Origin of the sequence: Microbispora sp. ATCC PTA-5024 (assembly GCF_000511135.2) — a bacterium.
GTDB classification, from domain to species: domain Bacteria; phylum Actinomycetota; class Actinomycetes; order Streptosporangiales; family Streptosporangiaceae; genus Microbispora; species Microbispora corallina.
Map to the genome: position 1 here is coordinate 45,447 of NZ_KI866522.1, position 26,195 is coordinate 71,641.

Here is a 26,195-nt window from a genome sequence, read left to right on the forward strand (position 1 = left end):
GTCCTGCTGCTGGCCGTGGGCGTGGCGGCAGCGGCGGGCGGCGCGGCCGCGCCCCGTGACGCCGCGGAGGTGGCGGCCTGCGGCCTGGCCGGCGCGGCCGCGGCGGCCCTGCTCGTGGGCGGGGAGCGCCTCCTGGCCGTGCTCGCCGGGCTCACCGTGCCGGCGGAGTCCGTGAGCCCGGCGAGCGCCCGCCTCCCGGTCCCCGCGACCGCAGGGCGGCGAGGCAGCGCCCGACATGGTCGAGGCGGCGCTCGATCTCCGGCAGGAACACCGGGTCGATGAGGTCCCGGCGGCGGCGCAGCCGGTCCCGCGCCTGCGCCGCCGAGGACTCCACCAGCCGGAGCACGTCCTCCCGCCCCCGCCGGAACCCCTCGGCCACCGCCCTGTCGTGCTCCCGCTCGATGACGTCGCCGAACGCGAGGTTCTCCTCGTCGAGCAGGTCGCGCAGGCTGGACGCGCCGACGGTGAAGGCCAGCGGCCACAGCAGGCCCAGCGCGTCCGCCGGCGACAACGGGACGGGCAGCAGCGCGACCGACACGGCCAGGACGACGCCGGCGGCCGCCAGAGCCCCGGCCCGCCGCCGCCACGACAGGTCCCGCAGGTACATCGTGGCCGTCGGCCCGGCGAACAGCAGGAAGTGCAGGTACGGCTGCCGCGTGATGCCGCCCGCGCGGAGCGTCGTCATCGTGGCCGTGGAGACCACGGCGTCGAGCGCGCCGAAGGCGAGGCAGGCGGCGAGGACCCTGGGCCGGGCTGCGCTGCCGCGCGCGGCGATCTGCCGGTGTGCCCAGAGGCTCACCAGCAGGGCCACCGCCGTCAGGCAGGCGGCGACGGGCAGCGGCACGCCGTCCATCTCGCGCAGCGCGTGGGTGAGCGACCCGATCCCGCCGATCGCGATCACCATCGGCCCCGGATCGAACGGCGGCACCCCCGACAGGGGGTCCTGGGGCAGCTCCACCCGATGGGGCCCGACGGCGAGCACCTGCGGATGCCCGAGGGGCCGCGGCGTCCGGACGGACACCGGCACCCGTCCGCGCAGCCCCAGACCGGCCAGCGCCCGGTCCAGCGCGGCCAGCTGCGCGGGCGAGATCAGCAGCGGAGCCGCCTCCCGGGCGACCGCGAACTCCACGTCCCGGCGCAGCTCCGCGTGGGCCATGTTGTGCCGCTGCTCCCAGCGCAGCAGCGCCGTGCCCAGGTAGTCGGCCTGGTCCGCGGTCCGCTCGGCCAGCGCGTGCCGCCACGCCGCCAGGGGGAAGCCGATCGGCTCGCCCGGCACGGCCAGCAGCGGCCAGGTCCGGGTCAGCACGTCGAGCGCGGTGTCCGCGCCCACCGCGACGCTGTGCCGCCCGGCCAGCTCGGCCCGTCCGGCGGCGGCCTGCCGCTCCGCCTCCGCCTGCCGCAGCCGCTCGTGCACCCGGCCCTGCAGGTAGCGGCCGAGCAGCAGCCCGCCGAGCACTCCCAGCGCGGGCAGGGCGAAGGCCGGGAGCACGGCGAGCGGCCCGCCGACCCGCACGTGGAGGGTCAGCAGCGCCGCCGCGGTCGCCGAACCGGACACGGCCGGCACGGCGAGGGCCCGCCACCCCCGCCACAGGGCGGTCTCCATCGCGAGGGGCGCCACGATCAGCGCCGCGGGCGCGAGCGGGGACACGAGCGCGGCGGACCAGCCGGCGGCGTCGGCGGCGTCCGCCGCGAGCCGCAGGCGGTGCGGCACCGGCACGCCCCGGCGCAGGACGCAGAACAGGGCCACGTCGTAGGCGACGAAGAGGGCGGCGGCGGCGATCACGACGTGCGGCGCGGCCGGCCTGCGCAGCAGGAGCGCCGTCGTGCACGTCAGCCGGGACGAGATCCGCAGGTTCAGCAGGAACCGGTGCGAGGCGAAGGTGGCCGAGCGCGCCGCGACCTCGGTGAACGCCGGAAGCCCCGCCATCGGCGACCCGGCCCGGGATCAGCCGCGGCCGTCGGGGCGGCCGGGGTAGGGCGACTTCACCCGGGTCGCCCAGCGCAGGAAGCGGGCGATCTGCGGGAGTGAGGGGAGGTCCTGTTCCCGGTCGGGCGCGCGGCCGTCACAGGTCATCGCGTGCAGCCCGGCATGCCGGTTGAACTCCCGCCGTAGCCGCTCCCACGCCCGTGACCGGGGGTTGCGCCGCTCGGCCAGCCGTCCCGGGAGGTCCGCGGCCAGCGCGTGCGACACGGCGGCGTTCACCGTGCTCCGCCGGGACACGCCGTGCCGGATCTCCTCCTCGGGGTCCTCCGGGCCGGGGACCGGGCGGCCCGTGCCGCCCAGCACGACGGCGCGGAGCGTGGCGGCCTCGGCCAGCTCGCCGCGGTGGAAGAACAGGTCGGCGCCGGCCTCCCGCATGCGCCGCCGTACGGCGCCGTCGAAGAAGTGGCCGGTGAAGACGATCACCAGGGCTCGGGGGCGGTGCCGCCGCACCTGCTCGACGACGGCGACGCCGGGGAACTGGTCCCCCTCGCGCCGCTCGTCGGCCGCGTCGACCAGCACCACGTCGGCGTCGCGCCAGCGCCCGCCCCACCCGGCGGCGTCCTCGTGGGTGAGGGCCGCGACCAGGCGCAGCCCCGGCACACCGGTGAGGATCACGGCGACGCCGTTGCGGCTGATGTCGTCGTCGTCCACGACGACCACCCGCTTGTCCACGCCGCACCCCCGGTCGCCTCATCGGCCACGCCAACGACTCCCCGGTCCTGACATATACCGAAGAAGCGGGATGAAGGCGAGAGGGCTGGGTCAGCCGTGCACGGGCACGCCGTCCACGAACGTCATCCGCACCCCGGTGGTCCAGATCTCGCCGGGCTCGAGCGCGAACGGGTCGCGATCGAGGACGGCGAGGTCGGCCGGGCGGCCCTCCTCGATCACGCCCGCGGGGGAGCGGTTGAGCCAGGCGGAGCCTGCCGTGTAGGCCGTCATGACGGTGCGCAGGTCCAGGCTCTGCTCCGGCAGAAACGGCGTGAGGGCCGTCGGGTACGACACGTGGACCGAGCCGCCCGGCTCGGTGCGGTTGACGGCCACGTGCATGGCCTGCAACGGGTCGGCCGAGGACACGGGCCAGTCGGAGCCGCCGGCCAGCCGGGTGCCGTGCCGCACCAGATCGGCGAAGGGGTACTGCCAGGACGAGCGCTCCTCGCCGAGGTAGGGGATGCACAGCTCGTCCATCTGGGCGTGGTGGGTCGCCCACAGCGGCTGGAGGTTCGCGGTCACCCCGAGCGCGGCGAAGCGCGGCACGTCCTCCGGCGTGATGATCTGCAGGTGCGCGACGTGGTGCCGGTTGTCCGGGTCCGTCCCCGTCAGGGCGTCCAGGGCCTCCCGGACCGCCCGCTCGCCGATGGCGTGGAAGTGCACCTGGAACCCCAGCGCGTCCAGCTCCTTGACGTACCGGTCGAGCAGCGCGGGCTCGACGTACGACAGGCCGGTGCCGCCGCAGCGGCAGTACGGCTCGATCACGGCGGCCGTGAAGTTCTCCGCGATGCCGTCCTGCATGATCTTGACGGACGTGGCGCGGAAGCGGTCGAGTCCCTCGGCCATGGCCCGGCGCTCGACCAGGCCGGGGATCTGCTCGGCCCCGCGCGTGCGGTCCCACCACAGCGCGCCGACCACCCTCGCCCGCAGCCGCCCCGAGGACGCGGCCGACAGGTACGCGGGCAGCTGGTCGTCCGACCCGGCGTACGAGCCGACGATCGCGTCCTGCCAGCCGGTGATGCCGAGCGAGAAGAGGTACTGCTGCGCGTCGAGGAGGGCGTCCAGGAGGTCGCCGGCCGTGGGACGGGGGGTGAGCAGGCCCACCAGGTCCATCGCGCCCTCGTGGAGCACACCGCTCGGCGTGCCGTCCGGGTCGCGTTCGATGCGCCCGTCGGCCGGGTCCGGGGTGTCGCGGGTGATCCCGGCCAGCTCAAGCGCCCGGGTGTTGACCCAGGCCGCGTGGTGGTCGCGCTGGATCAGGTACGCCGGCCGGTCGAGGAAGTCGAGTTGCGACCGGTGGGGCAGGCCGCCGGGGAAGGCCGACATGTCCCAGCCGCCGCCGTCGACCCACTCCCGGTCCGGGTGGGCCTCGGCGTAGGAGGCGATCCGCGCCAGGTAGTCGTCGAGGCCGTACACCTCCGACAGGTCGCACTTGGCCCGCTCCAGCCCCGCCTGAACGGGGTGGATGTGCGCGTCGGTGAAGCCGGGGACGAGCAGGCCCCCGTCGAGGTCGACCGTCTCGGCCCCGGGCGCGAGCCGGGCGAGGTCGGACTCGGGACCGGCCGCGGCGATGACGCCGCCGGAGACGAGGACCGCCTCCGCGAACCCGCCGGGGACGAGGGCGCGGCCGCCGCGGAACAGGATGTGCGAGGTCAAAACGGGTGAGGCCCTTCTCGGATCAGTGACCGGTGATCATATCGGCGATCTTCGCCAGCGCGGACGTCCTCGTCCCGCCCCTGCTCTCGCGCGCGTCGGCGATGCGGTAGAGGCGGTACATGGAGTGGACGCCGAGCCACCGCAGCGGCTCGGGTTCCCACGAGCGCACCCGCCGGTCCACCCAGGGCAGGCGGCTGAGGTCGGTGTCCCGCCGCAGGACGAGGTCCCGCAGGGTACGGCCGGCCAGGTTGGCCGTCGTGACGCCGTGGCCGGTGTACCCGCCGGCCCAGCCGAGGCCGGTCGCCGGGTCCACGTGGACGGTGGAGCACCAGTCGCGGGGCACGCCGAGCACGCCCGACCAGGCGTGGGCCACCCGAGAGCCGGCGACCGCCGGGAAGAACGAGGTCAGCAGCTCCCACAGCGCGTCGACCGTCCAGCCGTGGGTGTGCCCGCGGTCGTCGACGCGGGAGCCGTACAGGTAGGGCCTGCCCCGGCCGCCGAAGGCGATGCGGTCGTCCGCCGTCCGCTGGGCGTACATGTAGTAGTGCGCCATGTCCCCGAGCAGCTCGCGGCCGTCCCAGCCGATCGACGCCCACACGTCCGCGGGCAGGGGCTCGGTCACGATCATCGAGCTGTTCATGGGGAGCCAGTCGCGATGGTGGCCGGGGATGGTCGCGGTGAACCCCTCGGTGCAGCGCAGCACGTGGGCCGCCGTCACCGTGCCGTACGGCGTGACCGCCCGGCCGGGGGCGATCTCCGTCACGGGCGTTCCCTCGGCGACCTCGACGCCCAGGCGCCGGACGGCCTCGACCAGGCCGCGGACCAGCTTCGCCGGCTGGATGCGCGCGCAGTGGGGGCTCCACGTCGCGCTGAGGGCGCCCGCCACCCGCAGCCGCCCGTCCATCTCGTCGCGGGACAGCAGGCGGACGTCGTCCTCGTCCCAGCCCCATTGGCGCTGGCCGGCCAGCTCCTCCCGCAGCCGGGCCGCCTGCGCCGGGCCCCGGGCCACGGTGAGCAGCCCGCCCTTCACGATGTCGGCGTCGATGCCCTCCTCGGCGGCGACCGCGACGACCTCGTCGATCGCCTCGAACATCGACCGCTGGAAGCGCCGGGCGGCCTCCGGCCCGTGCGTCTTCGCGTACCGGTCGGCCGAGCCGGCGAGCGCGCCGGTGAGCCAGCCGCCGTTGCGCCCCGACGCCCCGAACCCCGCGAACTCCTTCTCCAGGACCACGATCCGCAGGGAGGGGTCGGCCTTCTTCAGGTAGTAGGCCGTCCACAGGCCGGTGTAGCCGGCTCCGACGACCGCGACGTCGGCCTGCACGTCGCCCTTCAGGGGTTCGCCGGGGCGGGGGACGCCAAGGGACCGATACCAGAAGGACACCTCGCCGTTGCGGAAGTCCGGCGACAGGGGAGCGCTCATGGAGCACATCCTGCTGTATCCGTGCTGTTGGCGACATCAGGCGACGAAACTCGTCGAAGAACCGCGACAGGCATGCGGATAACAGTAGTCGTAACGTGGCAGACCGGAAGGAAACGGTCGGCTCACTGCTCTGTAGCAAACGTGTAACAGCCCTCCTGCATGCTGAAGCCCGGCACAACGGAGGGAGCGATAACCGATGGGGTTCTTCCGGATCCGGACCACGGTCGACGAGCGTCCGGGGCGGCTCGCGTCGCTCGCGACGGCCCTCGCGGAGAAGGGCGGGAACATCCTCGGCCTGTCCGTGCAGCCCGACACCGACGGGACGGTGGACGAGTTCGTCACCGACATCCCCGCGTCCCCCGCCGTGGTGCGCGAGGCCCTCGAGGCCGCGGGCGGCCGCCGGGTGCAGATCGTCCCCGCCACCGCCCACGAGCTGACCGACGAGCCGACCCGGGCGCTGCTGCTGGCCGCCCGGCTGCGCTCGGCCCCCTGGCGGCTGCCGGAGATCCTCGCCGAGCTGCTGCGGGCCGACGACGCCCGATGGGTGTACGGCGCGCTCCCGCCGCGCCGGCAGGCCGCCACGGTGTCCGCCACGGTGTCCGCCGCGGTGTCCGCCGGGGACGGCTCCGCACCGGCGGGCGCGGCCGCCTCGTCGGGGGTGGCGGCCGCGCGCGACGAACCGGACGACCGGGGAGTGGAGCTGCCCGACCCCACGCTGCTCGTGGTGCCGGTGGCGCCCCGCCGCGCCATCCGCCTGCGCCGCGCCGGGCTCCCGTTCACGCTGACCGAGGCGGCCCGCGCCGCCGCGATGGTGCGGCTGGCCCAGCCGCCCGCCGAGACGACCTCCCCGGACGGTCCTGTGCGGCTGGCCGACGGCGCGGAGGTCCAGGTCAAGCCGCTGACGCCGCTCTACCGGGAGGCGCTGCGCGACCTGCACGAGCGCTGCTCGCCCGAGAGCCGCAGGTTCCGCTACTTCACCGCCAGCCCCTCGCTGCCGCCGCGGGTCTTCGACCGGATGTGCGACCGCGCCAAGGGCCAGTCGCTCGTCGCCGGCCACGACGGCCAGGTGGTGGGCGTGGCGTCGCTGATGTTCACCGCCGACCCCGGCATCGCGGAGATCGCCTTCCTCATCGAGGACCGCTGGCAGGGCCGCGGGCTGGGCACGGCCATGGCCCGCATGATCCTCCGGCAGGCGAGGGACCTCGGCTTCGCGGAGGTGCGGGCCACCCTGCTGTACGACAACACGCGCATGCGCAGGCTTCTCGGCTCCCTCGGCGCCACGCTGACCCACACCGAGGATCCCGGTGTGATGGAGGCGCGGCTGGCCGTGGGCGTGATGGCGGCGGCTTCCCCGAGCTGACGCCATCCGTGAGCGTCCCGGTCCGGTGTTGCTCAGGGCACCGGGCCGGGACGATCCTCCACCCTGCACGGCTTTCGCCCCCCTGCGGCCGCGTGTGGGGCAGAATCGTGCCTCGTGAGCGACGTCCTCCCCGAAGCGCCGCCGGACCACGACGAGGGCCCGTCCCGGGACCGCGGCTCGGATCACGACTCGGGTCACGACCCCGATCACGACCTCGGCCTGGCCCGGGACGGCGACGGCGCCGCGTTCGGCCGCCTCGTGGCGCCGCTGCGCCGGGAGCTGCACGCCCACTGCTACCGCATGCTCGGCTCCACGCACGACGCCGACGACGCCCTCCAGGACGCCCTGCTCCGGGCCTGGCGGGGGCTCGGCCGCTTCGAGAGCCGCGGCTCGCTGCGTTCCTGGCTCCACACCGTCGCCACCCGCACCTGCCTCGACCTCGCCGAGGCGCGCGGCCGGCGGGCCATGCCCGTCGACCTCGGCCCGTCGAGCCCCCGCGCGGTGCTCGACGCGGCCCCGGCGCCCGGCGTCGCCTGGCTGGGCCCGTACCCCGACGCGGGTCTCGCGGACGGCCCGGCCGCGCCCCACGCGCGCTACGAGCAGCGTGAGGCGGTCGAGCTCGCCTTCGTCGCCGCTCTCCAGCACCTGCCGGGAAACCAGCGGGCGGCGCTGCTGCTCTTCGAGGTCCTCGGCTTCTCCGCCGCCGAGATCGCGGCCGCGCTCGACACCTCGGCCGCGTCGGTCAACTCCGCCCTCGCCCGGGCCCGCAGGGTGCTCGCCGAGCGGGTTCCGTCCCCCAGCCAGCAGCGCGCGCTGCGGGCGATCGGCGACGCCCGCGTGCGGGAGATCGTCGCCGGGTACGCCGCGGCGCTGGAACGCGGCGACGCCGACGCCCTCGTGGCCCTCCTCACCGAGGACGTCACCTGGTCCATGCCGCCGATGCCCCACTGGTACCGGGGAATCGAGGCCGTCACCGACTTCGCCGTACGGCTGCCCCTCACGAGCTGCGGCTCCTGGCGGCACCTGGCCACGAGCGCGAACGGCCAGCCCGCCGTGGGCTGCTACCTCCGGCGCGGCGACGCCGGCCCGTACCTCGCCTGGTCGGTGACCGTGCTGACCCTGCGCGGGACGCGGATCGAGCGGCTGACCTCGTTCGTCGGGCCCGGCCACGTCGCGCCGTTCGGGCTGCCCGCCCGCCTGCCCTGAGCCGTACGGGCCGCGGTGGACGGGAGGCGGCGGGCGGGGTACAGGTGATCTGTGGACCTCGACGAGGCGGCCGGCCGCCTGTACGGGCTGACGCCCGATGAGTTCACGGCGGCCAGGGACGCCCTGGCGAAGGAGGCGAAGGCCGCGGGCGACGCGGCGCTCGCCAAGGGGATCCGCGCGCTGCGGCGGCCGACCGTGGTCGCCTGGGCCGTCAACCAGGCGTCCCGGCGGCATGCGGAGGACCTGGACGCCCTGCTCGACGTGGGACGGCGGCTGCGCGCGGCCTGGCAGACCCAGGACGCCGACGCGCTCGCCGAGCTGGGCCGCGAACGCTCGGCGGCGACGGCCCGGCTCGCCCGGGCCATCCGTGACGACGCCGAGGCGGACGGCCGCCCGCTCTCGTCGTCCGGAGAGGTGGAGGTGGAGCAGACGCTCGACGCCGCCGTGGTGGACGAGGACGCGGCCGGGCAGGTGCGCGAGGGCCGCCTCGTGCGTCCGCTGAGCTACAGCGGCTTCGCGCCCGCTCCCGTCGTCCGCGAGCCCCGGGAACGGCGGACGGCGGCGCCGGCCCAGCCGGGAAAGGAGGACCGTGAGGCCGCCGCGGCCGAGCGGGAGCGCAGGGCCGCGGAGCTCGAACGCGCGCTGGAGGAGGCGGAGCGGGCCGCGGCCGAGGCGGAGGAGTCACGGACGGCCTGGGAGGCCGAGCTAGCCGATGCCGCGCGCGAGCACGACGGCAGGTCGGCCAAGGTACGGGAACTGTCGGACGCCCTCGCCGCGGCCAAGGAGGAGCTGGCGACGGCCGGGCACCGGCTGGAGGTCGCCCGCCGCGAGGAGGCCGCCGCCGGCCGGACCGCCCGTTCCGCCCGGGCCCGCGCCGACCGCGCCGCGCAGGCCCTCCGCGACGCCCGATCTTGAGAACCGGCCGCACGGGCCCTCTGCGGCGTCCGGTCAGGACGGCCCCGTTCCGTTGGGCCTCCGCCACGTCAGATCGTGCGGCAGAGCCCCCGGAGGCGGCCGTCCCGGCGGCCTCCGGGGCCCGCGGCTCGTCAGGGCGACGCGAGGCGGCCCAGCGTGGGCGGGATCTTGGTGGCGGACGCCCGGTCGAGCAGGAACAGCGTCGTACGCCGTCCCCGCGCCCCCGCGGCCGGGATCTGGAACGGCCCCGCGTCCGAGAGGGCGAGGTGCACGACCTGCGCCTTCTCGGCCCCCGCCGCCACGATCCAGACCTCGCGGGCGGCCCGGATGGCCGGGAACGTCAGCGAGATCCGCGTCGGCGGCGGCTTGGGCGAGCCGTGCACCGCCACGACCGGCCGTTCCTCCTCGTAGAGGGCCGGCTGGCCGGGGAACAGCGAGGCGACGTGGCCGTCCGGCCCCATCCCGAGCAGGAGCACGTCGAACGACGGCACCGGCCCGTGGTCCTCCGGACGTGACGCCTTGCGCAGCTCCTGCGCGTACGCCTCGGCGGCCTCCTCGGCCGTCAGCCCGGAGTCGGCGGCCGGCATCGGGTGCACCCGGGCCGGGTCGACGTCGACGTGGTCGAGCAGGGCCTGGCGGGCCCCGGTCTCGTTGCGCTCGGGGTGCCCGGACGGCAGGAACCGCTCGTCGCCCCACCAGACGTCCAGCGCCCGCCAGTCGATCGCGTCGTGCGCCGCCGTGCCCGCCAGGGCGGCGAGCGTGGCGATGCCGATCGTGCCGCCGGTCAGCACGAGGTGGGCCGAGCCGCGGGCCGCCTGGGTGTCGACCAGCCGCGTGATGAGCCGCGCGGCTACGGCCTGGGCGAGCACCTCGGCGTCCCGGTGGACGATGACGGTCGGAACGCTCACGACGCCCCCTCGCGCGTGACGACGTGGCCGCTCACGGCCGTCCCTGCTCCGCCATCGCGGCGAGGCGGCGGATGGCCGTCGCGTACACCTCGTCGGGGTCGAGCCTGCGCAGCTCCTCGGCGAGCAGCTCCGAGGTCGGCCGCCGGGCCAGCGCCACCCGGCGGTCTGGCTGCCCGGGCCGGGACAGCGTGGCCAGCCGGGCGTCGCCCCGGCTCACGACGAGCTCGCCCGAGCCCTCCACCTCCAGCCGCACCCGGGTGAGCCCCGGGCCGCCGGACTCGGCGACCTCCATCGGCACGTCGAACCGCTCGCACAGCCAGGCCGCGAGCAGCGGCGCGCTCGGGTTGCCCGCGGCGCCCTCGACGACACCACGGACGACCTTGCCCACGGGCTGGTCGAACGCGGCCGCCAGCAGGCTGCGCCACGGGGTCAGCCGCGTCCAGGCGAAGTCGGTGTCGCCCGGAAGGTACGACGACGCCCTGCCGGTGATCGCGGCGACCCCGTCCCTGGCGGACCGGGCGTCGGTGATGCGGCGGCCGGCCAGCGCGCCGATCGGGTCCTTGGCCGGGATCTCCGGGCACTCGCCCGGCCACCACGCGACCACGGGGGTGTCGGTCAGCAGCAGCGGCCTGATCACCGAGTCGGAGTGGCCGGTCAGCTCGCCGTACAGGCGCAGCAGCACGACCTCGCCGGGCGACGACTCGCCGACCCGGATCTCCGCGTCGAGCCGGTCGGGCTCGGCGGCGTCCCGCTTGATGACCACGAGGATGCGCGAGGGGTGCTCGCGCGCCGCGTCGGTGGCCGCCCGCAGCGCGTCGTACTGGCCGGCCTCGTCGACGACGGTGACCAGCGTCAGCACCATGCCCACGGCGGGGGCGCCCATCTGGTGGCGCAGCCGGGTGAGCGTCGAGGAGATCTTCGACGCCGTCGTCTCGGTCAGGTTGAAGGTCGTCACCGGGTCCTCCGCTCGCTCCGCGCCGGGCGGGGGCGGGCCGTGGCCCGCCGCCCGCTCACAGCCGCCTCCAGGCGCGCCCGTCCCTGGCCAGCATCGCGTCGGCGGAGGCGGGCCCCCAGGTGCCCGACGCGTAGTCCTCGGGCTTGCCGTGCTCGGCCCAGAACTCCTCGATCGGGTCGAGGATCATCCACGACAGCTCCACCTCCCGCTGGTGCGGGAACAGCGGAGGGTCGCCGATGAGGACGTCGAGCAGCAGCCGCTCGTACGCCTCGGGAGACGACTCCATGAACGACTCGCCGTAGGCGAAGTCCATGTTGACGTCCCTGACCTCCATGGCGCTTCCGGGCACCTTGGAGCCGAACCGCACGGTGATGCCCTCGTCCGGCTGGACCCGGATGACCAGCGCGTTCTGCCCGAGGATCTCGGTGTCGTCCTTGCTGAACGGCAGGTGGGGCGCCCGCTGGAAGACGATCGCGACCTCCGTCATCCGGCGGCTGAGGCGCTTGCCGGTGCGCAGGTAGAACGGGACGCCCGCCCAGCGGCGGTTGGCCACCTCCAGCCGCACCGCGGCGTAGGTCTCCGTGGCGGAGTCGGGCGAGATGCCCTGCTCCTCCAGGTAGCCGACGACCGGCTCGCCGCCCTGCCAGCCGCGGGCGTACTGGCCGCGGGCCGTGCCGGTGGCCAGGTCCGTGGGCAGCTTGACGGCGCGCAGCACCTTCTCCTTCTCGCGCCGCAGCGAGTCGGCGTCGAAGGACGTGGGGTCCTCCATCGCGACCAGGGCGAGCAGCTGGAGGAGGTGGTTCTGGATGACGTCGCGGGCCGCGCCGATGCCGTCGTAGTAGCCGGCCCGGCCGCCGACGCCGATGTCCTCGGCCATCGTGATCTGGACGTGGTCGACGTACCCGCGGTTCCAGATCGGCTCGTACAGCGTGTTGGCGAACCGCAGGGCCAGGATGTTCTGGACGGTCTCCTTGCCCAGGTAGTGGTCGATCCGGAAGACCGACTTCTCCGGGAAGACCGCGCTGGTCACCTCGTTCAGCTCGCGCGCGCTCTGCAGGTCGTGCCCGAACGGCTTCTCGATGACCACCCGCCGCCAGGAGCCGTCGGGCGCCTGGGCCAGGCCGGTCCGCTTGAGCTGCTCGATGACGGTCGGGAAGAACTTCGGCGGGACGGCGAGGTAGAAGGCGTAGTTGCCGCCGGTTCCCCGGGTCTCGTCGATCTCCTTCAGCATCATCGACAGGACGTCGAACGCGCCGTCGTCGTTGAACTCGCCGGGGCAGAAGTGGATGCCCTCGCTGAGCTGCTTCCAGACCTCCTCGCGGAACGGCGTCCGCGCGTGCTCCTTGACCGCCTCGTACGTGACCTGGGCGAAGTCCTCGTGGGCCCAGTCGCGCCGGGCGAAGCCGACGAGGGAGAAGCCCGGGGGCAGCAGCCCCCGGTTGCCCAGGTCGTAGATCGCCGGCAGCAGCTTGCGCTTCGCCAGGTCCCCCGTCACGCCGAACAGCACGAGCACGCACGGCCCCGCCACCCGCGGCAGCCGCTTGTCGCGCGGGTCCCGCAGGGGGTTCGCCTCGACCGTCGTCGCGGTCGTCGCGGTGGTGGCCGCCTGGGCGGCCGCCAGGACGGCGGTCTCCGCCTGCACGGCCGGGGCGGCCGCCGCCTGTTCGGTCTCCTCGACCTGCGGGGCGTCAGTCTCGCTCATCGGTCCCTCCTGCCGGCGCCCCCGTAGCCAGTAACGCATCGCATGGTCAGAGCTCCTCCGCCACGGAGAGCAGGTGCCGGACGCCGGCGACGCGGTCGGTCAGGTGGAGGCGGACCGCCGGCCTGCCCCGCGAGGTCAGCGCGCCGAGGTCGCCAAGCGCCTGGGCGAGCTGCAGCCTGCCCAGCGTGTACGGCTTGCCCGGCACCTCGACGTCGTCGGTGACCGCGCCGGTGATCTGCAGGTACACCCCGTCCTGCGGGCCGCCCTTGTGGTACTGGCCGGTCGAGTGCAGGAACCGGGGACCCCACCCGAAGGTCACGGGCCGGTCGGTCCGGTAGTCGAGCAGCGCGCGGAGCGTCGCGACGTCCGCGCCCGCCCAGGTCTCCGTCATCTCCTCGAACGAGGCGTCCCCGACCGTCGCCGCGTCGAAGGCGGCCTCCCGGTCCAGGTACGCCATGATCGCCAGGTAGCCCCGCTCGGGCACGGCCCGCAGCAGCCACGTCAGCACGTCGGCCAGGTTCTTCGGGTCGCCCGGCACGTCGCCGTAGACCTCGACCGGGCCGTCCGTGAGGAGCGGCGTGCCGGCGGGCAGCGGCCCGTCCCCGGCCTCCTGCAGGATCCTCGTGGTGTTCTCCTTCGACTCGGCCACGTTGGGCTGGTCGAAGGGGTTGATGCCGATGGCGCGGCCGGCGATCGCCGTGGCGTACTCCCAGACGAGGAACTGCGCGCCCAGCGGGCCGTCGACGGCGGTGCCGCCGTCGGGGCCGATGGACACCACGTACTGGTCGTCGTCCTCGGCCGCCTCGGCGCCGACGACCGGGAGGACGCCCTTGCCCTCCTTGCCGGTCGACTCTGCGATGAGCTGCTCGATCCAGTCGGGCAGGCCCGTGATGTCGGACATGCCGTCCCGCAGGATGAGCTTGTCGCGCCCGCGCAGCGCCTCGGCGCCGAGCACGGCGCCGAGGTCGAGACCGGGGTTGCCGGCGTCCTGGGCCAGCAGCGCCCGCACGGACTCGGCCTCGTCGAGGAGGCGCCGCACGTCGGCGCCGGCCAGGGCGCTCGGCACCAGCCCGAACGCCGTGAGGGCGCTGTAGCGGCCGCCGACGTTGGGGTCGGCGAGCACGACCGGGTAGCCGGCCTCGTTGGCCGCCTGCTCCAGAGGCGAGCCGGGGTCGGTCACGACCACGATGCGCGTGGCGGGGTCGATCCCGGCGTCCCGGAAGGCCTTCTCGTAGATCCTGCGGTGGCTGTCGGTCTCGATCGTGCCGCCGCTCTTGCTGGCGACGACCACGAGCGTGCGCTCCAGCCGGTCCGACAGGGCCCGCCGCACCTGGTGCGGGTCGGTCGTGTCGAGGACGGTCAGCGGCACGTCGTAGGTGGCGCAGATCACCTCGGGGGCGAGCGACGAGCCGCCCATCCCCGCCAGCACGACGTGGTCGAGGCCCTCCGCGCGGGCCCGCTCGACCAGCTTGTCGATCTCGGGCAGCAGTTCGCGGCTGCTCTGGGGGAGGTTCAGCCAGCCGAGGCGGATCGTCGCCTCCGGCTGCGCCTGCGGCCCCCACAGCGAGGGATCCCCCGCGGCGAGCGCCGCGGGCACCCCCTCCGCCACGAGCTTGTCCCTGACCGTCTCGACCGACTCCACCTCGTCGCCGAGGGTCACCTCTACACTCATCGCGCTCAGGCCTTCCGCAGCTCGGCGTCGACGGTCTCGAGCAGCTCGTTCCAGGACGTCTCGAACTTCTGGACGCCCTCCTCCTCCAGCACCCGGACGACGTCGTCGTAGTCGATGCCGGTCTGCTTGAGCGAGGCCATCACGTCCCAGGCCTGCTGGTAGAACGGCCGGATCGTGTCGCCGGAGATCTTCGCGTGGTCGGCCGCCGAGTCGAGCGTCTTCTCCGGCATCGTGTTGACGATGCCGGCGGTGACGAGCTGCTCGACGTACAGCGTGTCGGGGTAGTCCGGGTTCTTGACGCCGGTCGAGGCCCACAGCGGCCGCTGCGGGTGGGCGCCGGCCGCGCGCAGCGCCTGCCAGCGCGGCGAGCTCACGACCTCCTCGAAGGCGGCGTACGCGAGGCGGGCGTTGGCCACGCCGGCCTTGCCCTTCAGCTCCAGCGCCTCCGGCGTGCCGATCTTGTCGAGGCGGGCGTCGATCTCGGTGTCCACCCGGCTGACGAAGAACGAGGCCACCGACTCGATGCCGGACAGGTTGTGGCCGTTCGCCTTGGCCTGCTCGAGGCCGGCCAGCCACGCGTCCATCACCTGGCGGTACCGCTCCAGCGAGAAGATCAGCGTGACGTTCACGCTGATGCCCTCGGACAGGGCCTGCGTGATCGCGGGGAGGCCCTCCACCGTCGCCGGGATCTTGATGTGCAGGTTGGGCCGGTCGACGAGCCACCACAGCGCGCGGGCCTCGGCGATCGTGGCGTCGGTCCTGCGGGCCAGCCGCGGGTCCACCTCGATCGACACGCGGCCGTCGACGCCCTGCGTCGAGTCGTAGACGGGCCGCAGCACGTCGGCGGCCCACCGGATGTCGAACGTGGTGATCGCCCGCACGGCCTCCTCGACCGTGACGCCGCGCACCGCGAGGTCGCGGATCTGGGCGTCGTAGGCGTCGCCCTTGCTCAGCGCGGAGGCGAAGATCGTCGGGTTGGAGGTGACGCCCGTCACGCGCTTGTCGCGGATGAGGGCTCCCAGATTGCCGGTGCGCAGGCGCTCCCGGCTGATGTCGTCGAGCCAGATGGAGACCCCGGCGTCCGTCAGCCGCTTCAGATTCTCACTCATCGTCATCCCTCAGTTTCCGGTCGTCTCGCCCTTGTCGGCGCCGGTCTTCGCCAGCGTCGCCTTGGCGGCGGCCACGACCCGCTCGGCCGTGAGGCCGAACTGCTCGAAAATCGTCTTGTAGGGCGCGGAGGCCCCGAAGTGCTCCAGGCTCAGGATCTCGCCCTCATCCCCCACGAACTCCCGCCAGCCGAGGCCGATTCCCGCCTCGACGGCGACGCGGGCGCGGACGGCCGGGGGCAGCACCGTCTGCCGGTACGCCGCGTCCTGCTCCCGGAACCACTCGACGCACGGCATCGACACGACGCGCGCCGGGATGCCCTCGGCCTCCAGGATCTTGCGGGCCTCGACGGCGAGCTGGACCTCGCTGCCGGTGCCGATCAGCACGACCCGCGGCTGGCCGTCGGACGCGTCCTCCAGGACGTAGCCGCCCTTGGCGACCTTGTCGGGGTCGGCGGTGCCGGCGTAGGTCGGGACGTTCTGACGGGTGAGGGCGAGGCCGGCGGGCCGGTCGTTGTGCTCCAGCACCGTCTTCCAGGCGGCGGCCGTCTCGTTGGCGTCGGCGGGGCGGACCACGTCGAGGCCGGGGATCGCGCGCAGCGCCCACAGGTGCTCGACCGGCTGGTGGGTCGGGCCGTCCTCGCCGAGGCCGATGGAGTCGTGGGTCCAGACGTAGGTCACCGGGAGCTTCATGAGCGCGGCCAGCCGCACCGACGGGCGCATGTAGTCGCTGAACACCAGGAACGTGCCGCCGTACGGGCGGGTGCCGTCGTGCAGCGCGATGCCGTTCAGGATGGCGCCCATGCCGTGCTCACGGATGCCGAAGTGCAGCGTCCGGCCGTACTTGTTCCCGGGGAACTCCTTGGTCTGGTACTCGTCCGGGATGAAGGACGGCTCGCCCTTCATGGTCGTGTTGTTGGACTCGGCGAGGTCGGCCGAGCCGCCCCACAGCTCGGGCAGGGCCGGCGCGAGCGCGTTCAGCACCTCGTTGGACGCCTTACGGGTGGCGATCGAGGTGCCGGCGTCGAACGACGGCAGCGTCTTGTCCCAGCCGTCCGGGAGCCGGCGGTGCCGCATCCGGTCGAACAGCTCGACCCGCTCGGCGTCGCCCGCGCGCCAGGCCTGGAAGGTCTTGTCCCACTCGGCGCGCAGCGCCCGGCCGCGCTCCACGACCTGCCGGGAGTGCGTCAGGACCTCCTCGGGCACCGCGAAGCTCTTCTCCGGGTCCATGCCCATGATCCGCTTGGTGGCGGCCACCTCGTCGGCGCCGAGCGCCGAGCCGTGGGCCTTGCCCGTGTTCTGCTTGTTGGGGGCCGGCCAGGCGATGATCGTGCGCAGCTTGATGAACGTCGGACGCTCGGTCTCCGCGCGGGCCGCCTCCAGCGCCTGGTACAGCGCGTGGACGTCCTCCTTGTACTCCCCGTCGCTGCGCCAGTCGACCTCCAGGACCTGCCAGCCGTACGCCTCGTACCGCTTGGCGATGTCCTCGGACAGGGCGATCTGGGTGTCGTCCTCGATGGAGATCTGGTTGGAGTCGAAGATCACGCAGAGGTTGCCGAGCTTCTGGTGGCCCGCGATGGAGCTGACCTCGTGGCTGATGCCTTCTTCGATGTCGCCCTCGGAGGCGATGACCCAGATCATGTGGTCGAACGGCGAGGAGCCGGCGGCGGCGTCCGGGTCGAACAGGCCGCGCTCGCGCCGGGCGGCCATGGCCATGCCCACCGCGTTGCCGAGGCCCTGGCCCAGCGGCCCGGTCGTGGTCTCCACGCCGACCGTGTGGCCGTACTCCGGGTGGCCGGGGGTGAGGCTGCCCCACTGCCGCAGCCCCTTCAGGTCGTCGAGGGTCAGGCCGTAGCCGGACAGGTAAAGCTGGATGTAAAGAGTGAGGCTGCTGTGCCCGGCGGAGAGCACGAACCGGTCCCGTCCCACCCACTTCGGGTCCGACGGGTCGTGGCGAAGGACCCGCTGGAACAGAAGGTAGGCGGCCGGGGCGAGGCTCATCGCGGTGCCCGGGTGTCCCGAGCCCGCCTTCTCCACGGCGTCCATCGCCAGGGCGCGCACGACGTCGACGGCCTGTCGATCGAGATCAGTCCAATCAAGGCTTGCGCTGCTCAAAATGCTCGATCTCCTCTGGTTTTAGCGCTGGTTGTGGCAGTTCCCGCCCATAGGGGACCCTAACGGGTCGGCTCTCATACCGTCCGGTAGGCACCGCGGTACGGCTACCCTGCCCAGGCCCCTCAACGCCGCCCATTCGGCCCCGATTCCTGGACCACCTGCCGCGCCGACTACAGTGTTTGCGCAAGTGCCGGCAGCTGCCCGGAGATCCGCTCCTATCAGAGGTTACGCGTTGACCCCGCACGTGTTGGAAGTGCCTTGACGGTCTTGACGAACAAGCAGACGATGGCCCCGCTCGGGACCCCCGCGACGGCCACGGCCCCCCGCTCCGCCGGGGCGCTCGTGAAGGCGTACGTGGCGCTCACCAAGCCCCGGATCATCGAGTTGCTGCTGATCACGACCCTTCCGGTCATGTTCCTCGCGGCGCACGGGCTCCCGGACCTCTGGACCGCCGGGGCGACGATGCTCTTCGGCACGTTGTCCGCCGGCAGCGCCAACGTGCTGAACTGCTACATCGACCGGGACATCGACCGGACGATGCGGCGCACCCGGCGGCGCCCGCTGGCCAAGCACGACGTGTCGCCCACGGGCGCGCTGGTCTTCGGCGTGGTCCTCGGGGTGCTGTCCACGCTCGGCCTGGCGCTCACGGTCAACGTGCTGGCGGCCGGGCTGTCGCTCGGCGCGATCCTCTTCTACGTGTTCGTGTACTCGCTGGTCCTCAAGCGGCGCACCTCCCAGAACATCGTCTGGGGCGGCATCGCGGGCTGCATGCCGGTGCTGATCGGCTGGGCGGGCATCACCGGGAGCGTGTCGTGGGCGCCGGTCGTGCTGTTCGGCGTCGTGTTCTTCTGGACGCCCCCGCACACGTGGACGCTCGCCATGCGCTACCGCGAGGACTACGCCGCCGCCGCGGTGCCGATGCTGCCCGTGGTGGCCACCGAGCGCCGGGTCGTCCAGCAGGTCGTCGCCTACACCTGGGCCACCGTGCTGTGCTCGCTGCTGCTGTGGCCCGTCGCGGGGACCTCGCTGCTCTACCCGGCCGTCGCCCTGGTGCTCGGCGTGGTCTGCCTGGCCGAGGTCCACGGCCTGCTCGGCCGGGTCAAGGCCGGCAAGACGGGCGTGGACCTGCGGCCCATGCGCTTCTTCCACTGGTCGAACGTCTACCTGGCCCTGCTCTTCCTCGCCGTCGCGGTCGACTCGCTGTTCGCCTGAGCCCTCGCGACGGCCTGAGCCGCCGCGGGCGGGCTCAGTAGACCTTCCCGACGTTGTCCGCGGGCTCGGGCAGCCGGCCGGCGGCCGGGCCCTCGGCGAAGCCGCGCAGCAGGTTCTCGGTGACCGCCGTCGCGAAATGGCGCGTCCTGCCGTCGATGCCGTGCGCCTGCGGGCTGTCGCGGGTGCCGGCCATCAGGGCCTCGGCCCACCGCATGGTCCCCGTCGCGAACACGCCGGCCCCCGAGGGGGCGGTGTAGTACGCCGAGTCGGAGAAGCTCGGCCGGCCGACGCACGTCAGCGGCGAGTGGGCGAGGATCTCCAGCGGCCGCGGCGTGGGCACGTCGGGGGTCACCCGGTCGTACTCCACGCCGACGAGGTGGGGGAAGGCGTCCCCCCTGGCCACCCCGGTCCCGGCGAACAGCCAGTGGCGGGGCGCGTGGACGACGTAGGGGGCGTCGGCGGGGAATCCGTCGTAGTAGACGCCCACCAGGGACGACTCCGGGTCCGCCGCGGGGGCGGCCCGGTAGTCCGTGGTCACGAGCGCGGGATGCCTGCCGTACATCGGGTCGCCGGACGCGTCGGTCTTGTAGCAGACGACGTGCCGGGCGTCCTTCTCCAGCCGGATCCTGCGGTAGCAGGTGTTGGCGCCGAGGAAGGCGAGGTTGGTCCCCGCGTCCCGGGCGGCGGTCACGCGGCGGCGGGTCTCCGGCGTCCAGTACTCGTCGTGGCCCAGGAAGACGACGGCCGACGCGCCGTCGAGGACGCCGTCGCCCCCCGCGTCGAGGTCCACGCTCGTCGTGTACGCCACCGGCGTCCCCAGCCGCTCGGCGAGCTCCACCACCGGCCGCTCGTGGACGAGGAACTTCTTGATGCCCGTCTTGTCGTACGGCCGGTCGAAGCTGACCACCAGCGAACGGCTGTAGTACTGGCCGTTCTCCCCGTAGTAGAGGCTGTATCCGCCCCACCGGTTGTAGGCCTGCCAGGTGGGCGCCGCGTGCACGAGCACGGTCCTGCCGGCACCCGAGGCCGAGCGCACGACCAGCGGCACGTACCGCTGCGGGCCGCCCTCCGCGTCCAGGCGCAGCAGGTAGGCCCCCTCGGGCCAGCCCTCGGTGGGCACGTCGAGGGTGCGCCGCCAGCCGGCCGTGACCGTCCGGGTGTCCGCGGCGAACGCGGCCGGGCCCTGCCGGCGCCCCGGCGTCCAGGGGGAACGCCAGACGGCGCGGGCCAGCGCCCCGCCGTACCAGCCCATGCGGTACGCCGTGACGCGGAACCGGCCCGCTGTGGTCGACACGTGCAGGCCGGCCGTCTCGCCGGGGAGCACGCTCACCCGGTCGCAGTAGCCCTCGATCGCCTCCTGGGGGCCGTACCGGCGCAGCCGCCAGTCGGGGTCGCCGGGCAGCAGCCGCTCCGGGACGGCCGACGGCGCCGGGGAGGGGGCGGGCGAGGGCGCGATCGCGGCGGCGGCCGCGGACGGGGGAGGGGAGGCCGTGACGGGTGTGCCGGCGGCGGGCGCCCCCCAGCCGGCCACGGACCCGGCGGCGGCCGCCCCCGTCACCCGGAGGAAGCGGCGCCGGCCCAGCCCGCCGCCCGATGTCTCAGCCATGAACCCGCCCACTCGTCCCGTGCCCGTGTGCCGTCGTGATCGCGACGGTACCGTGTCCCGCCGCCGCCCTTCACGGAAGCCGTGCGGTTACGTACCGTTCCGGGAGGGCAGCGTCACAGGAGACGGGGATCTTCGGGGTCGGAGGGGACCGGGCGGCCGTGGTCGGTTACAGTCGCGGAATGGCGAGCCTCGATCCGCGGGGGGTGCTGAAGGAGCGCCCATCGGTCGGCCTGATAGCCGGTCTGGTCGTCGCCGGGATCTGTGCGCTGGTGTCGTTCTCCTTCGACATCCTCAACGGCGATCCCGTGCAGTTCTTCATCGCGCTCGGGCTCGCGGTCGCGCCGGTCCCGCTGCTGCTCGCGGGCGTCCTCGCCCTCGACCGGATGGAGCCCGAGCCGCGCGGCAACCTCGTGTTCGCCTTCGCCTGGGGGGCGGGCATCGCCGTCCTGCTCGCCGGCATCCTCAACTCGCTCAACCTCGTCTACGTCGCCCACACGCTCGGGGACGCGGCCAACGCCCGCAACCTGGTCGCCACGTTCGGCGCGCCGCCCGTGGAGGAGACGCTGAAGGGCCTCGTCCTGCTCGGGCTGCTGTGGTTCCGCCGTCAGGAGCTCGACGGCCCCACCGACGGCATCATCTACGCCAGCATGGTCGGCCTCGGCTTCGCCATGTCGGAGAACGTCAGCTACTACCTGGCCGCGCTGGAGCAGAACGGCGCCCAGGGCCTGGCCGCCACACTAGTGCTGCGGGCCGTGCTCTCGCCGTTCGCCCACCCGCTGTTCACCTCGCTGATCGGCATCTCCGTGGCGTACGCCGCCCAGCGCCGGGGCGCGACCGGCGTGTTCGTCATCGTCGTCGGCTGGATCGGCGCGATGGCCATGCACGGCATCTGGAACGGCTTCGCCTCCTTCGGCGGGCTCGGCGGGCTGGCCCTCGCCTACCTGCTGCTGATGATCCTGCTCGTCGTGGAGCTCCTGGTGATCTTCAGGGACAGGAAGCGGATCGTTGGCCTTATCCAGTTCTACCTGCCTCCCTACGAGCGGAACGGGCTGGTCAACCAGGCCGACATCTTCATGCTGTCGTCGCTGCGCCGCCGGCGGCAGGCGCGCGCGTGGGCCAAGGCGCACGGCGGCCGGGCCGGCGCGCGGGCGATGAGCGACTACCAGCTCGCCGCCACCGAGCTGGGGCTGCTGCACGCCCGGGCGGCCAGGGGCGGGGTCGACGAGCCCGCGTTCCGGACCACCCAGCGCTCGCTGGCCGACCTGATGGCCTACGCCCGGCTGTCGTTCCCGCTGCCCGAGCACCACCGGGCCCGGGCCGCCCGCGGGGTGCCGCCGCCGGGGTACGCGCCGGGGGCCCCGCCCCCCTTCCAGCCGGGAGCGCCGGGAGCCGCGCCGCCCGGGTTCGGCTCCGGCCACCCCGGGTTCCCCGACTCCGGCCCGTACGGCGGCCCGCCGGGAAGCCCGCCGCAGGGGCCCTACGGCGTCCCCCCGGGGCCCGCAGGGCCGTACGGTCCGCCCGGAGGCCCGCCCCCGGGGCCGTACGGCGGCCCGCCCGCCGACCCGCCGCACCGGCGCTACTGAAGGACCTCGAGGAGCCGTCCGGCCAGGACGGCCGCCGAGGCGGGGTTCTGCCCGGTGAACAGGGTGCGGTCGACCACCGTGTAGGGCTTCCACATCTCGCCCTTGGTGAAGTCGGCGCCGAGGTCGACGAGCTCGTCCTCCAGCAGCCACCGGGCCTTCGGGCCGAGCCCGACCGCGTTCTCCTCCTCGTTGGTGAACGCGGTGATCCGGCGGCCGGCGAAGGGCGACACGCCGTTGATCCTAGTCGCCAGCATCGCGGCGGGAGCGTGGCAGACGACGGCGAGGGGCTTGCCTGAGGCGAGCGCCGCGGTCAGCAACCGGCCGGCGTCCGCGTCGGCGCACAGGTCTTCCATGGGGCCGTGGCCTCCGGGGAAGTAGACGGCGTCGTAGTCCTCCAGGCGGGCGTTCGCCAGCCGGATCGGCCGCCGCATCACCTCCGCGGAGCGGATGACCGCCTCCAGGTCGAGGGCGGCCTGCGCGCCGCCGGCCATGTCGGGGCGCAGGCTCATCATGTCCACGGTGGGGACCACCCCGCCGGGGGTGGCGACCACGATCTCGTGGCCGGCCTCGGTGAGCGCCTTATACGGGGCCGCGAACTCCTCGGCCCAGTATCCCGTCGCGTGTCTGGTGCCGTCCTTGAGCGTCCAGTAGGACGCCCCGGTCATCACGAAAAGCAGCTTCGCCATCGGACAACCGCCTCCTCGCCCGCATCCGCCGCGGCCGGCGCAGTCCAGGTCCGCCCACCAGCCTATGTCCCGTGTGACCTGGGTCACATCCGGGGCGCCGCATCCGCCCACGGCGGGCCTTTGCCCGGAGGGCCGCGTCCGTGTTTGAATCACGGTGCGCGATGGCCACCCGATGGGTGGGCTCAGGAGGGCGTGCGGCACTGCCGCACGCGGATTTCGCCCGTACCACAGCCGATTTCGGCGCGCCCTCCGTCATGCCCATCACGAGGAGAACCCCCTGTGAGATCCAGGCGCAAAATCGCCGTCCTCACCGCGATCACGGTGGTGCTCACCGGCGTCACCGCCGTCCTGTTCCAGCGCGCGGCCGACGCCCACGGCGCCCTGCAGGCGCCCGCCAGCCGCACCTACGCCTGCTACGTCGACGGCCTGACCGGCGGCCAGATCATCCCCAACAACCCCGCCTGCAAGCAGGCCGTCGCCCAGGGCGGCACCCAGCCGCTCTACGACTGGTACGGCGTGCTGCGCTCCGACGGCGGCGGCCGCACCCGCGGCTTCATCCCCGACGGCCAGCTGTGCAGCGGCGGCTTCGCCAAATACGCGGCCTACGACGCGCCGCGGACCGACTGGCCGACCACCACGCTCACGGCCGGCGCGTCCTACGACTTCGTCTACGGCGCGTGGGTCCCGCACCCCGGCGGCTTCAAGCTGTACGTCACCAAGGACGGCTACGACCCGACCAAGCCGCTCACCTGGGCCGACATGGAGGAGCAGCCGTTCCTCACCGTCGACCCCGAGCCCGCCGTGAGCAACGGCGCCTACCGGTTCTCCGGCCGGCTGCCGAACAAGCACGGACGGCACATCATCTACGCGGTCTGGTACCGCTCCGACAGCCAGGAGACGTTCTACGGCTGCTCCGACGTGAACTTCGTCGGCGGCACGCAGAGCCCCTCTCCCAGCCCCTCACCGAGCCCGTCGCCCAGCCCGTCGCCCAGCCGAACGCCCACCCCGCCCGTCTCGCCGAGCGCCTCCCCGTCGGCGAGCCCGACCATCGTGCCGACGTCGTGCACCGCGACCGTGCGGGTGACCAACTCGTGGCAGGGCGGCTTCCAGGGCGAGGTGACGATCAAGAACACCGGATCCGCGCCGATGAACGACTGGTACGTCCAGTGGCAGCTGCCGGCGGGCGCCACCCTGACCCAGGCGTGGAACGGCACCTCCATGCAGAGCGGCCCGTTCGCCATGATCCACGCGCCCTCGTGGAACGCCACGCTGGCGCCGGGCGCCTCGGCCACGGCCGGGTTCCTCGCCGGCACGACGGCGACCACGACGCCGACGTTCACCGACATCTCCTGCGGCTGACACCAAGGGGAACGCCCGGGGCCGGCCGTGACGGCGGCCGGCCCCGGGCGTCCTGCGCGATGGGCGGGCGGAGGAGGTTCCGCCGCGTACCCGCGGTGCGAATGGCCACTGGGAGAGGGCCTCACCTCCCGTACGAGTGTTGGGAGCGCTCCCATCGGCTGGTGGCGGAACCCTAACCGCCGCATCGCGCGCCGGGCCAGGCCGCGGAGCCGTACGGGAGCCGTCCGCGCAGCTCAGGAACGGCGGCCCGATGAAAGTTTCGGCTGTCTCAGGAGGCGAGGGCGCGCTCGAGCGTCGTCTCGCGGGGGCCGAGGAAGCGCGGGCCGGAGTGCAGCACCAGGGCGTCCAGCACGCCCTTGGCGGCCGCGGGCAGCTCCCGTGCCCCGAAGACGAGGGTCTCGAACGGCCAGTAGCGGCTGGAGTCGTCGCCCACGCCGTACGCGTCGATGCCGGCGGCGCGGCACAGCGCGACCGCCCGGGGCAGGTGGAACGCCTGCGTCACGACGACCAGCCGGGACGCGCCGAAGATCCGTCGCGCCCTGACGCAGGAGTCCCAGGTGTCGAATCCGGCGTAGTCGAGCGCGATCCTCCCGGCGGGGACGCCGCGCGCGACGAGGTAGTCGCGCATGGCCGTCGGCTCGTCGTACTGCGACCGGCTGTTGTCACCCGACAGCAGCAGCGCGCGGACCCGGCCGGCCCGGTAGAGCCCGGCCGCGAGGTCGAGCCGGCCGCGCAGCAGCGTGCTCGGCCGGTCGCCCGTCAGGCCGGCGCCGAGCACCAGGGCCGCGGGCATCGCGGGGACCTGGGCGGTCCAGCGCCCGCCGGGCTCGGCCACCACCCGATGGCCGGAGCTCGCCAGCCAGGCCCAGGTCATGGACGCGATCGGGAGGACGCTCAGCGCGACGAGCCCCTGGAAGCCCCGTCGCAGGGTCGTGCGGGACGGCACCCGCAGCCGGCGAGGCGGCCGCACGGCGGTCAGGCCGCGGCGTGGTGCAGCTCGGGCCGCTCGGACGCCGGGGCCTCCGCCGGGCCGCGGGAGCGCAGCAGGAACACCACCCGGAGCGTGGCGATCCAGACGAGGGTCGAGCCCAGGACATGGAAGCCGACCAGCAGCGCCGGGACGGCCAGGAAGTACTGGACGTAGCCGATCACGCCCTGGGCCAGCTCCACGCCGAGCAGCACCAGCGCGGCCCGCCGCGCCCGGCCGGGGGAGTCGGTCACGTGCAGCGCGAACAGCAGGGCGAACGTCAGCCCGACCACGACGTACGCCACGTCGGAGTGCAGCCGCACCACGCTCTGGATGTCGAAGCCGAACCGGGAGGCCGCCTGGTCGCCCGAGTGGGGCCCCGTGCCGGTGACCACGACGCCGGCGATCAGCAGCACGAACACGGCCGCCGTCAGCACGAACCCGAGCGTGCGGATGTCGCGGTGGACCAGCCGCCGCGGCGGGCCGTCGCCCTCGGCCGAGCGGGCCAGCAGCGCGCAGGCCGCGGCCATCATGCCGATCGACAGCAGGAAGTGGACGCTGACCGTGACCGGGTTCAGCATGGTCCGCACGACGAGACCGCCCCACAGGGCCTGCAGGACGACGCCGGCCGGCTGCAGCGCGGCCAGCCGCACCAGCACCGGGCGGGGCCGGTCGTACCCGGGACGGCCGAGCCGTACGGCGGCGATCACGCAGGCGGCCGCGACGGCCAGCACGAGGAACGACAGCAGCCGGTTGCCGAACTCGATCGACATGTTCAGCGGGGAGTGCAGGTCGTTGCGGGCCGGGACGAAGCTCGTCGGCGTGCACCGCGGCCAGGTCGGGCAGCCGAGCCCCGAGCCGGTGAGCCGCACGGCGGCGCCAGTCACCGTGATCCCCGCGTTGACGACGACCGCGGCCACCGCCCACCGCCGCAGCGTCTCGCCCGTCGGGAACGCGAACGAGCGGTAGAAGGCGATCGCGAGGGCGCGGAGTCGGTCGGCGTGCTGGTTCACGGCATTCATGCTAGGCGGCGGGGGCCGTGGTCCCGCCGCCGGGCCGCGGGGAGCGGTGA

Annotated in this window: 20 protein-coding genes; 6 read left to right on the top strand and 14 right to left on the bottom strand. The window is 74.1% G+C overall.

The annotated features are described in order from the left end of the window. Positions 1-151: 151 nt before the first annotated feature. The 4 genes from MPTA5024_RS00215 to MPTA5024_RS00230 all read right to left on the bottom strand — a co-directional run bounded on the left by MPTA5024_RS00215 (position 152) and on the right by MPTA5024_RS00230 (position 5,771). Positions 152-1,927, bottom strand: coding sequence for a hypothetical protein (locus tag MPTA5024_RS00215; RefSeq protein WP_036318487.1), 1,776 nt, complete (start codon positions 1,925-1,927; stop codon positions 152-154). Between the two features lie 18 nt (positions 1,928-1,945). Further along, positions 1,946-2,656 carry a response regulator transcription factor gene (locus MPTA5024_RS00220; RefSeq protein ID WP_036318488.1) on the bottom strand — a complete coding sequence of 237 codons (711 nt, stop codon included), beginning with the start codon at positions 2,654-2,656 and terminating at the stop codon, positions 1,946-1,948. A gap of 90 nt (positions 2,657-2,746) precedes the next feature. Continuing rightward, complete coding sequence (locus MPTA5024_RS00225) at positions 2,747-4,351, bottom strand: amidohydrolase (protein WP_036318489.1); 1,605 nt, start codon at positions 4,349-4,351, stop codon at positions 2,747-2,749. Between the two features lie 22 nt (positions 4,352-4,373). Further along, entirely contained in the window at positions 4,374-5,771 is a 1,398-nt protein-coding gene (locus MPTA5024_RS00230; RefSeq protein WP_036318491.1) for an NAD(P)/FAD-dependent oxidoreductase, read from the bottom strand. A 196-nt stretch (positions 5,772-5,967) separates the two neighbouring features. Here MPTA5024_RS00230 and MPTA5024_RS38935 point away from each other — a divergent pair, with 196 nt between their 5' ends. The 3 genes from MPTA5024_RS38935 (at position 5,968) to MPTA5024_RS00245 (ending at position 9,252) form a co-directional block, all read left to right on the top strand. Continuing rightward, positions 5,968-7,131, top strand: a complete 1,164-nt coding sequence (locus MPTA5024_RS38935; RefSeq protein WP_036318493.1) for a GNAT family N-acetyltransferase — start codon at positions 5,968-5,970, stop codon at positions 7,129-7,131. Positions 7,132-7,245: 114 nt separating this feature from the next. Beyond that, positions 7,246-8,337 carry a sigma-70 family RNA polymerase sigma factor gene (locus MPTA5024_RS00240; protein ID WP_084369339.1) on the top strand — a complete coding sequence of 364 codons (1,092 nt, stop codon included), beginning with the start codon at positions 7,246-7,248 and terminating at the stop codon, positions 8,335-8,337. A 51-nt stretch (positions 8,338-8,388) separates the two neighbouring features. Then, positions 8,389-9,252 (top strand): hypothetical protein, encoded by an 864-nt coding sequence (locus MPTA5024_RS00245; protein ID WP_036318494.1) that lies wholly within the window; start codon positions 8,389-8,391, stop codon positions 9,250-9,252. Positions 9,253-9,383: 131 nt separating this feature from the next. On the opposite strand, the gene pgl is transcribed toward MPTA5024_RS00245, so the two are convergent. The 6 genes from pgl to tkt are packed head-to-tail and all read right to left on the bottom strand — an operon-like array spanning position 9,384 to position 17,710. Beyond that, the gene (pgl, locus tag MPTA5024_RS00250; protein ID WP_036318496.1) at positions 9,384-10,160 is read right to left on the bottom strand and encodes a 6-phosphogluconolactonase; all 777 of its coding nucleotides are present in this window, start codon (positions 10,158-10,160) and stop codon (positions 9,384-9,386) included. A gap of 31 nt (positions 10,161-10,191) precedes the next feature. Continuing rightward, entirely contained in the window at positions 10,192-11,115 is a 924-nt protein-coding gene (locus MPTA5024_RS00255; protein ID WP_036318497.1) for a glucose-6-phosphate dehydrogenase assembly protein OpcA, read from the bottom strand. A 55-nt stretch (positions 11,116-11,170) separates the two neighbouring features. Further along, complete coding sequence (zwf, locus tag MPTA5024_RS00260; RefSeq protein ID WP_084369340.1) at positions 11,171-12,817, bottom strand: glucose-6-phosphate dehydrogenase; 1,647 nt, start codon at positions 12,815-12,817, stop codon at positions 11,171-11,173. 46 nt (positions 12,818-12,863) lie between these two features. Beyond that, positions 12,864-14,489, bottom strand: coding sequence for a glucose-6-phosphate isomerase (locus tag MPTA5024_RS00265; RefSeq protein ID WP_036318499.1), 1,626 nt, complete (start codon positions 14,487-14,489; stop codon positions 12,864-12,866). A 5-nt stretch (positions 14,490-14,494) separates the two neighbouring features. Beyond that, on the bottom strand, positions 14,495-15,598 hold the full coding sequence (tal, locus tag MPTA5024_RS00270) for a transaldolase (protein WP_036322592.1): 1,104 nt from the start codon (positions 15,596-15,598) through the stop codon (positions 14,495-14,497). Positions 15,599-15,607: 9 nt separating this feature from the next. Further along, entirely contained in the window at positions 15,608-17,710 is a 2,103-nt protein-coding gene (gene tkt / locus MPTA5024_RS00275) for a transketolase (protein WP_051457552.1), read from the bottom strand. Between the two features lie 285 nt (positions 17,711-17,995). Between tkt and MPTA5024_RS00280 the strand changes: the two genes are divergently transcribed. Then, positions 17,996-18,922: a heme o synthase gene (locus tag MPTA5024_RS00280; RefSeq protein ID WP_084369587.1), complete on the top strand. Its 927-nt coding sequence runs from the start codon at positions 17,996-17,998 to the stop codon at positions 18,920-18,922. 34 nt (positions 18,923-18,956) lie between these two features. Here MPTA5024_RS00280 and MPTA5024_RS00285 read toward each other — a convergent pair whose 3' ends face one another. After that, positions 18,957-20,528 carry a N,N-dimethylformamidase beta subunit family domain-containing protein gene (locus tag MPTA5024_RS00285; protein ID WP_157099234.1) on the bottom strand — a complete coding sequence of 524 codons (1,572 nt, stop codon included), beginning with the start codon at positions 20,526-20,528 and terminating at the stop codon, positions 18,957-18,959. 179 nt (positions 20,529-20,707) lie between these two features. Between MPTA5024_RS00285 and MPTA5024_RS44130 the strand changes: the two genes are divergently transcribed. Beyond that, complete coding sequence (locus MPTA5024_RS44130; RefSeq protein WP_051457553.1) at positions 20,708-22,111, top strand: PrsW family intramembrane metalloprotease; 1,404 nt, start codon at positions 20,708-20,710, stop codon at positions 22,109-22,111. Here the strand turns inward: MPTA5024_RS44130 and MPTA5024_RS00295 are convergent. Then, positions 22,105-22,797, bottom strand: coding sequence for a type 1 glutamine amidotransferase domain-containing protein (locus tag MPTA5024_RS00295; RefSeq protein ID WP_036318504.1), 693 nt, complete (start codon positions 22,795-22,797; stop codon positions 22,105-22,107). The two genes, MPTA5024_RS44130 and MPTA5024_RS00295, sit on opposite strands and share 7 nt — an antisense overlap. Before the next feature lie 279 nt (positions 22,798-23,076). On the opposite strand from MPTA5024_RS00295, the gene MPTA5024_RS00300 reads away from it, so the two are divergent. After that, positions 23,077-24,156 carry a lytic polysaccharide monooxygenase auxiliary activity family 9 protein gene (locus MPTA5024_RS00300; protein ID WP_036318506.1) on the top strand — a complete coding sequence of 360 codons (1,080 nt, stop codon included), beginning with the start codon at positions 23,077-23,079 and terminating at the stop codon, positions 24,154-24,156. Between the two features lie 268 nt (positions 24,157-24,424). Here the strand turns inward: MPTA5024_RS00300 and MPTA5024_RS00305 are convergent, their stop codons facing one another. After that, positions 24,425-25,126 carry a SanA/YdcF family protein gene (locus tag MPTA5024_RS00305; protein ID WP_232326084.1) on the bottom strand — a complete coding sequence of 234 codons (702 nt, stop codon included), beginning with the start codon at positions 25,124-25,126 and terminating at the stop codon, positions 24,425-24,427. A 5-nt stretch (positions 25,127-25,131) separates the two neighbouring features. Continuing rightward, positions 25,132-26,145 carry a COX15/CtaA family protein gene (locus MPTA5024_RS00310; protein WP_036318507.1) on the bottom strand — a complete coding sequence of 338 codons (1,014 nt, stop codon included), beginning with the start codon at positions 26,143-26,145 and terminating at the stop codon, positions 25,132-25,134. Between the last annotated feature and the right edge of the window lie 50 nt (positions 26,146-26,195).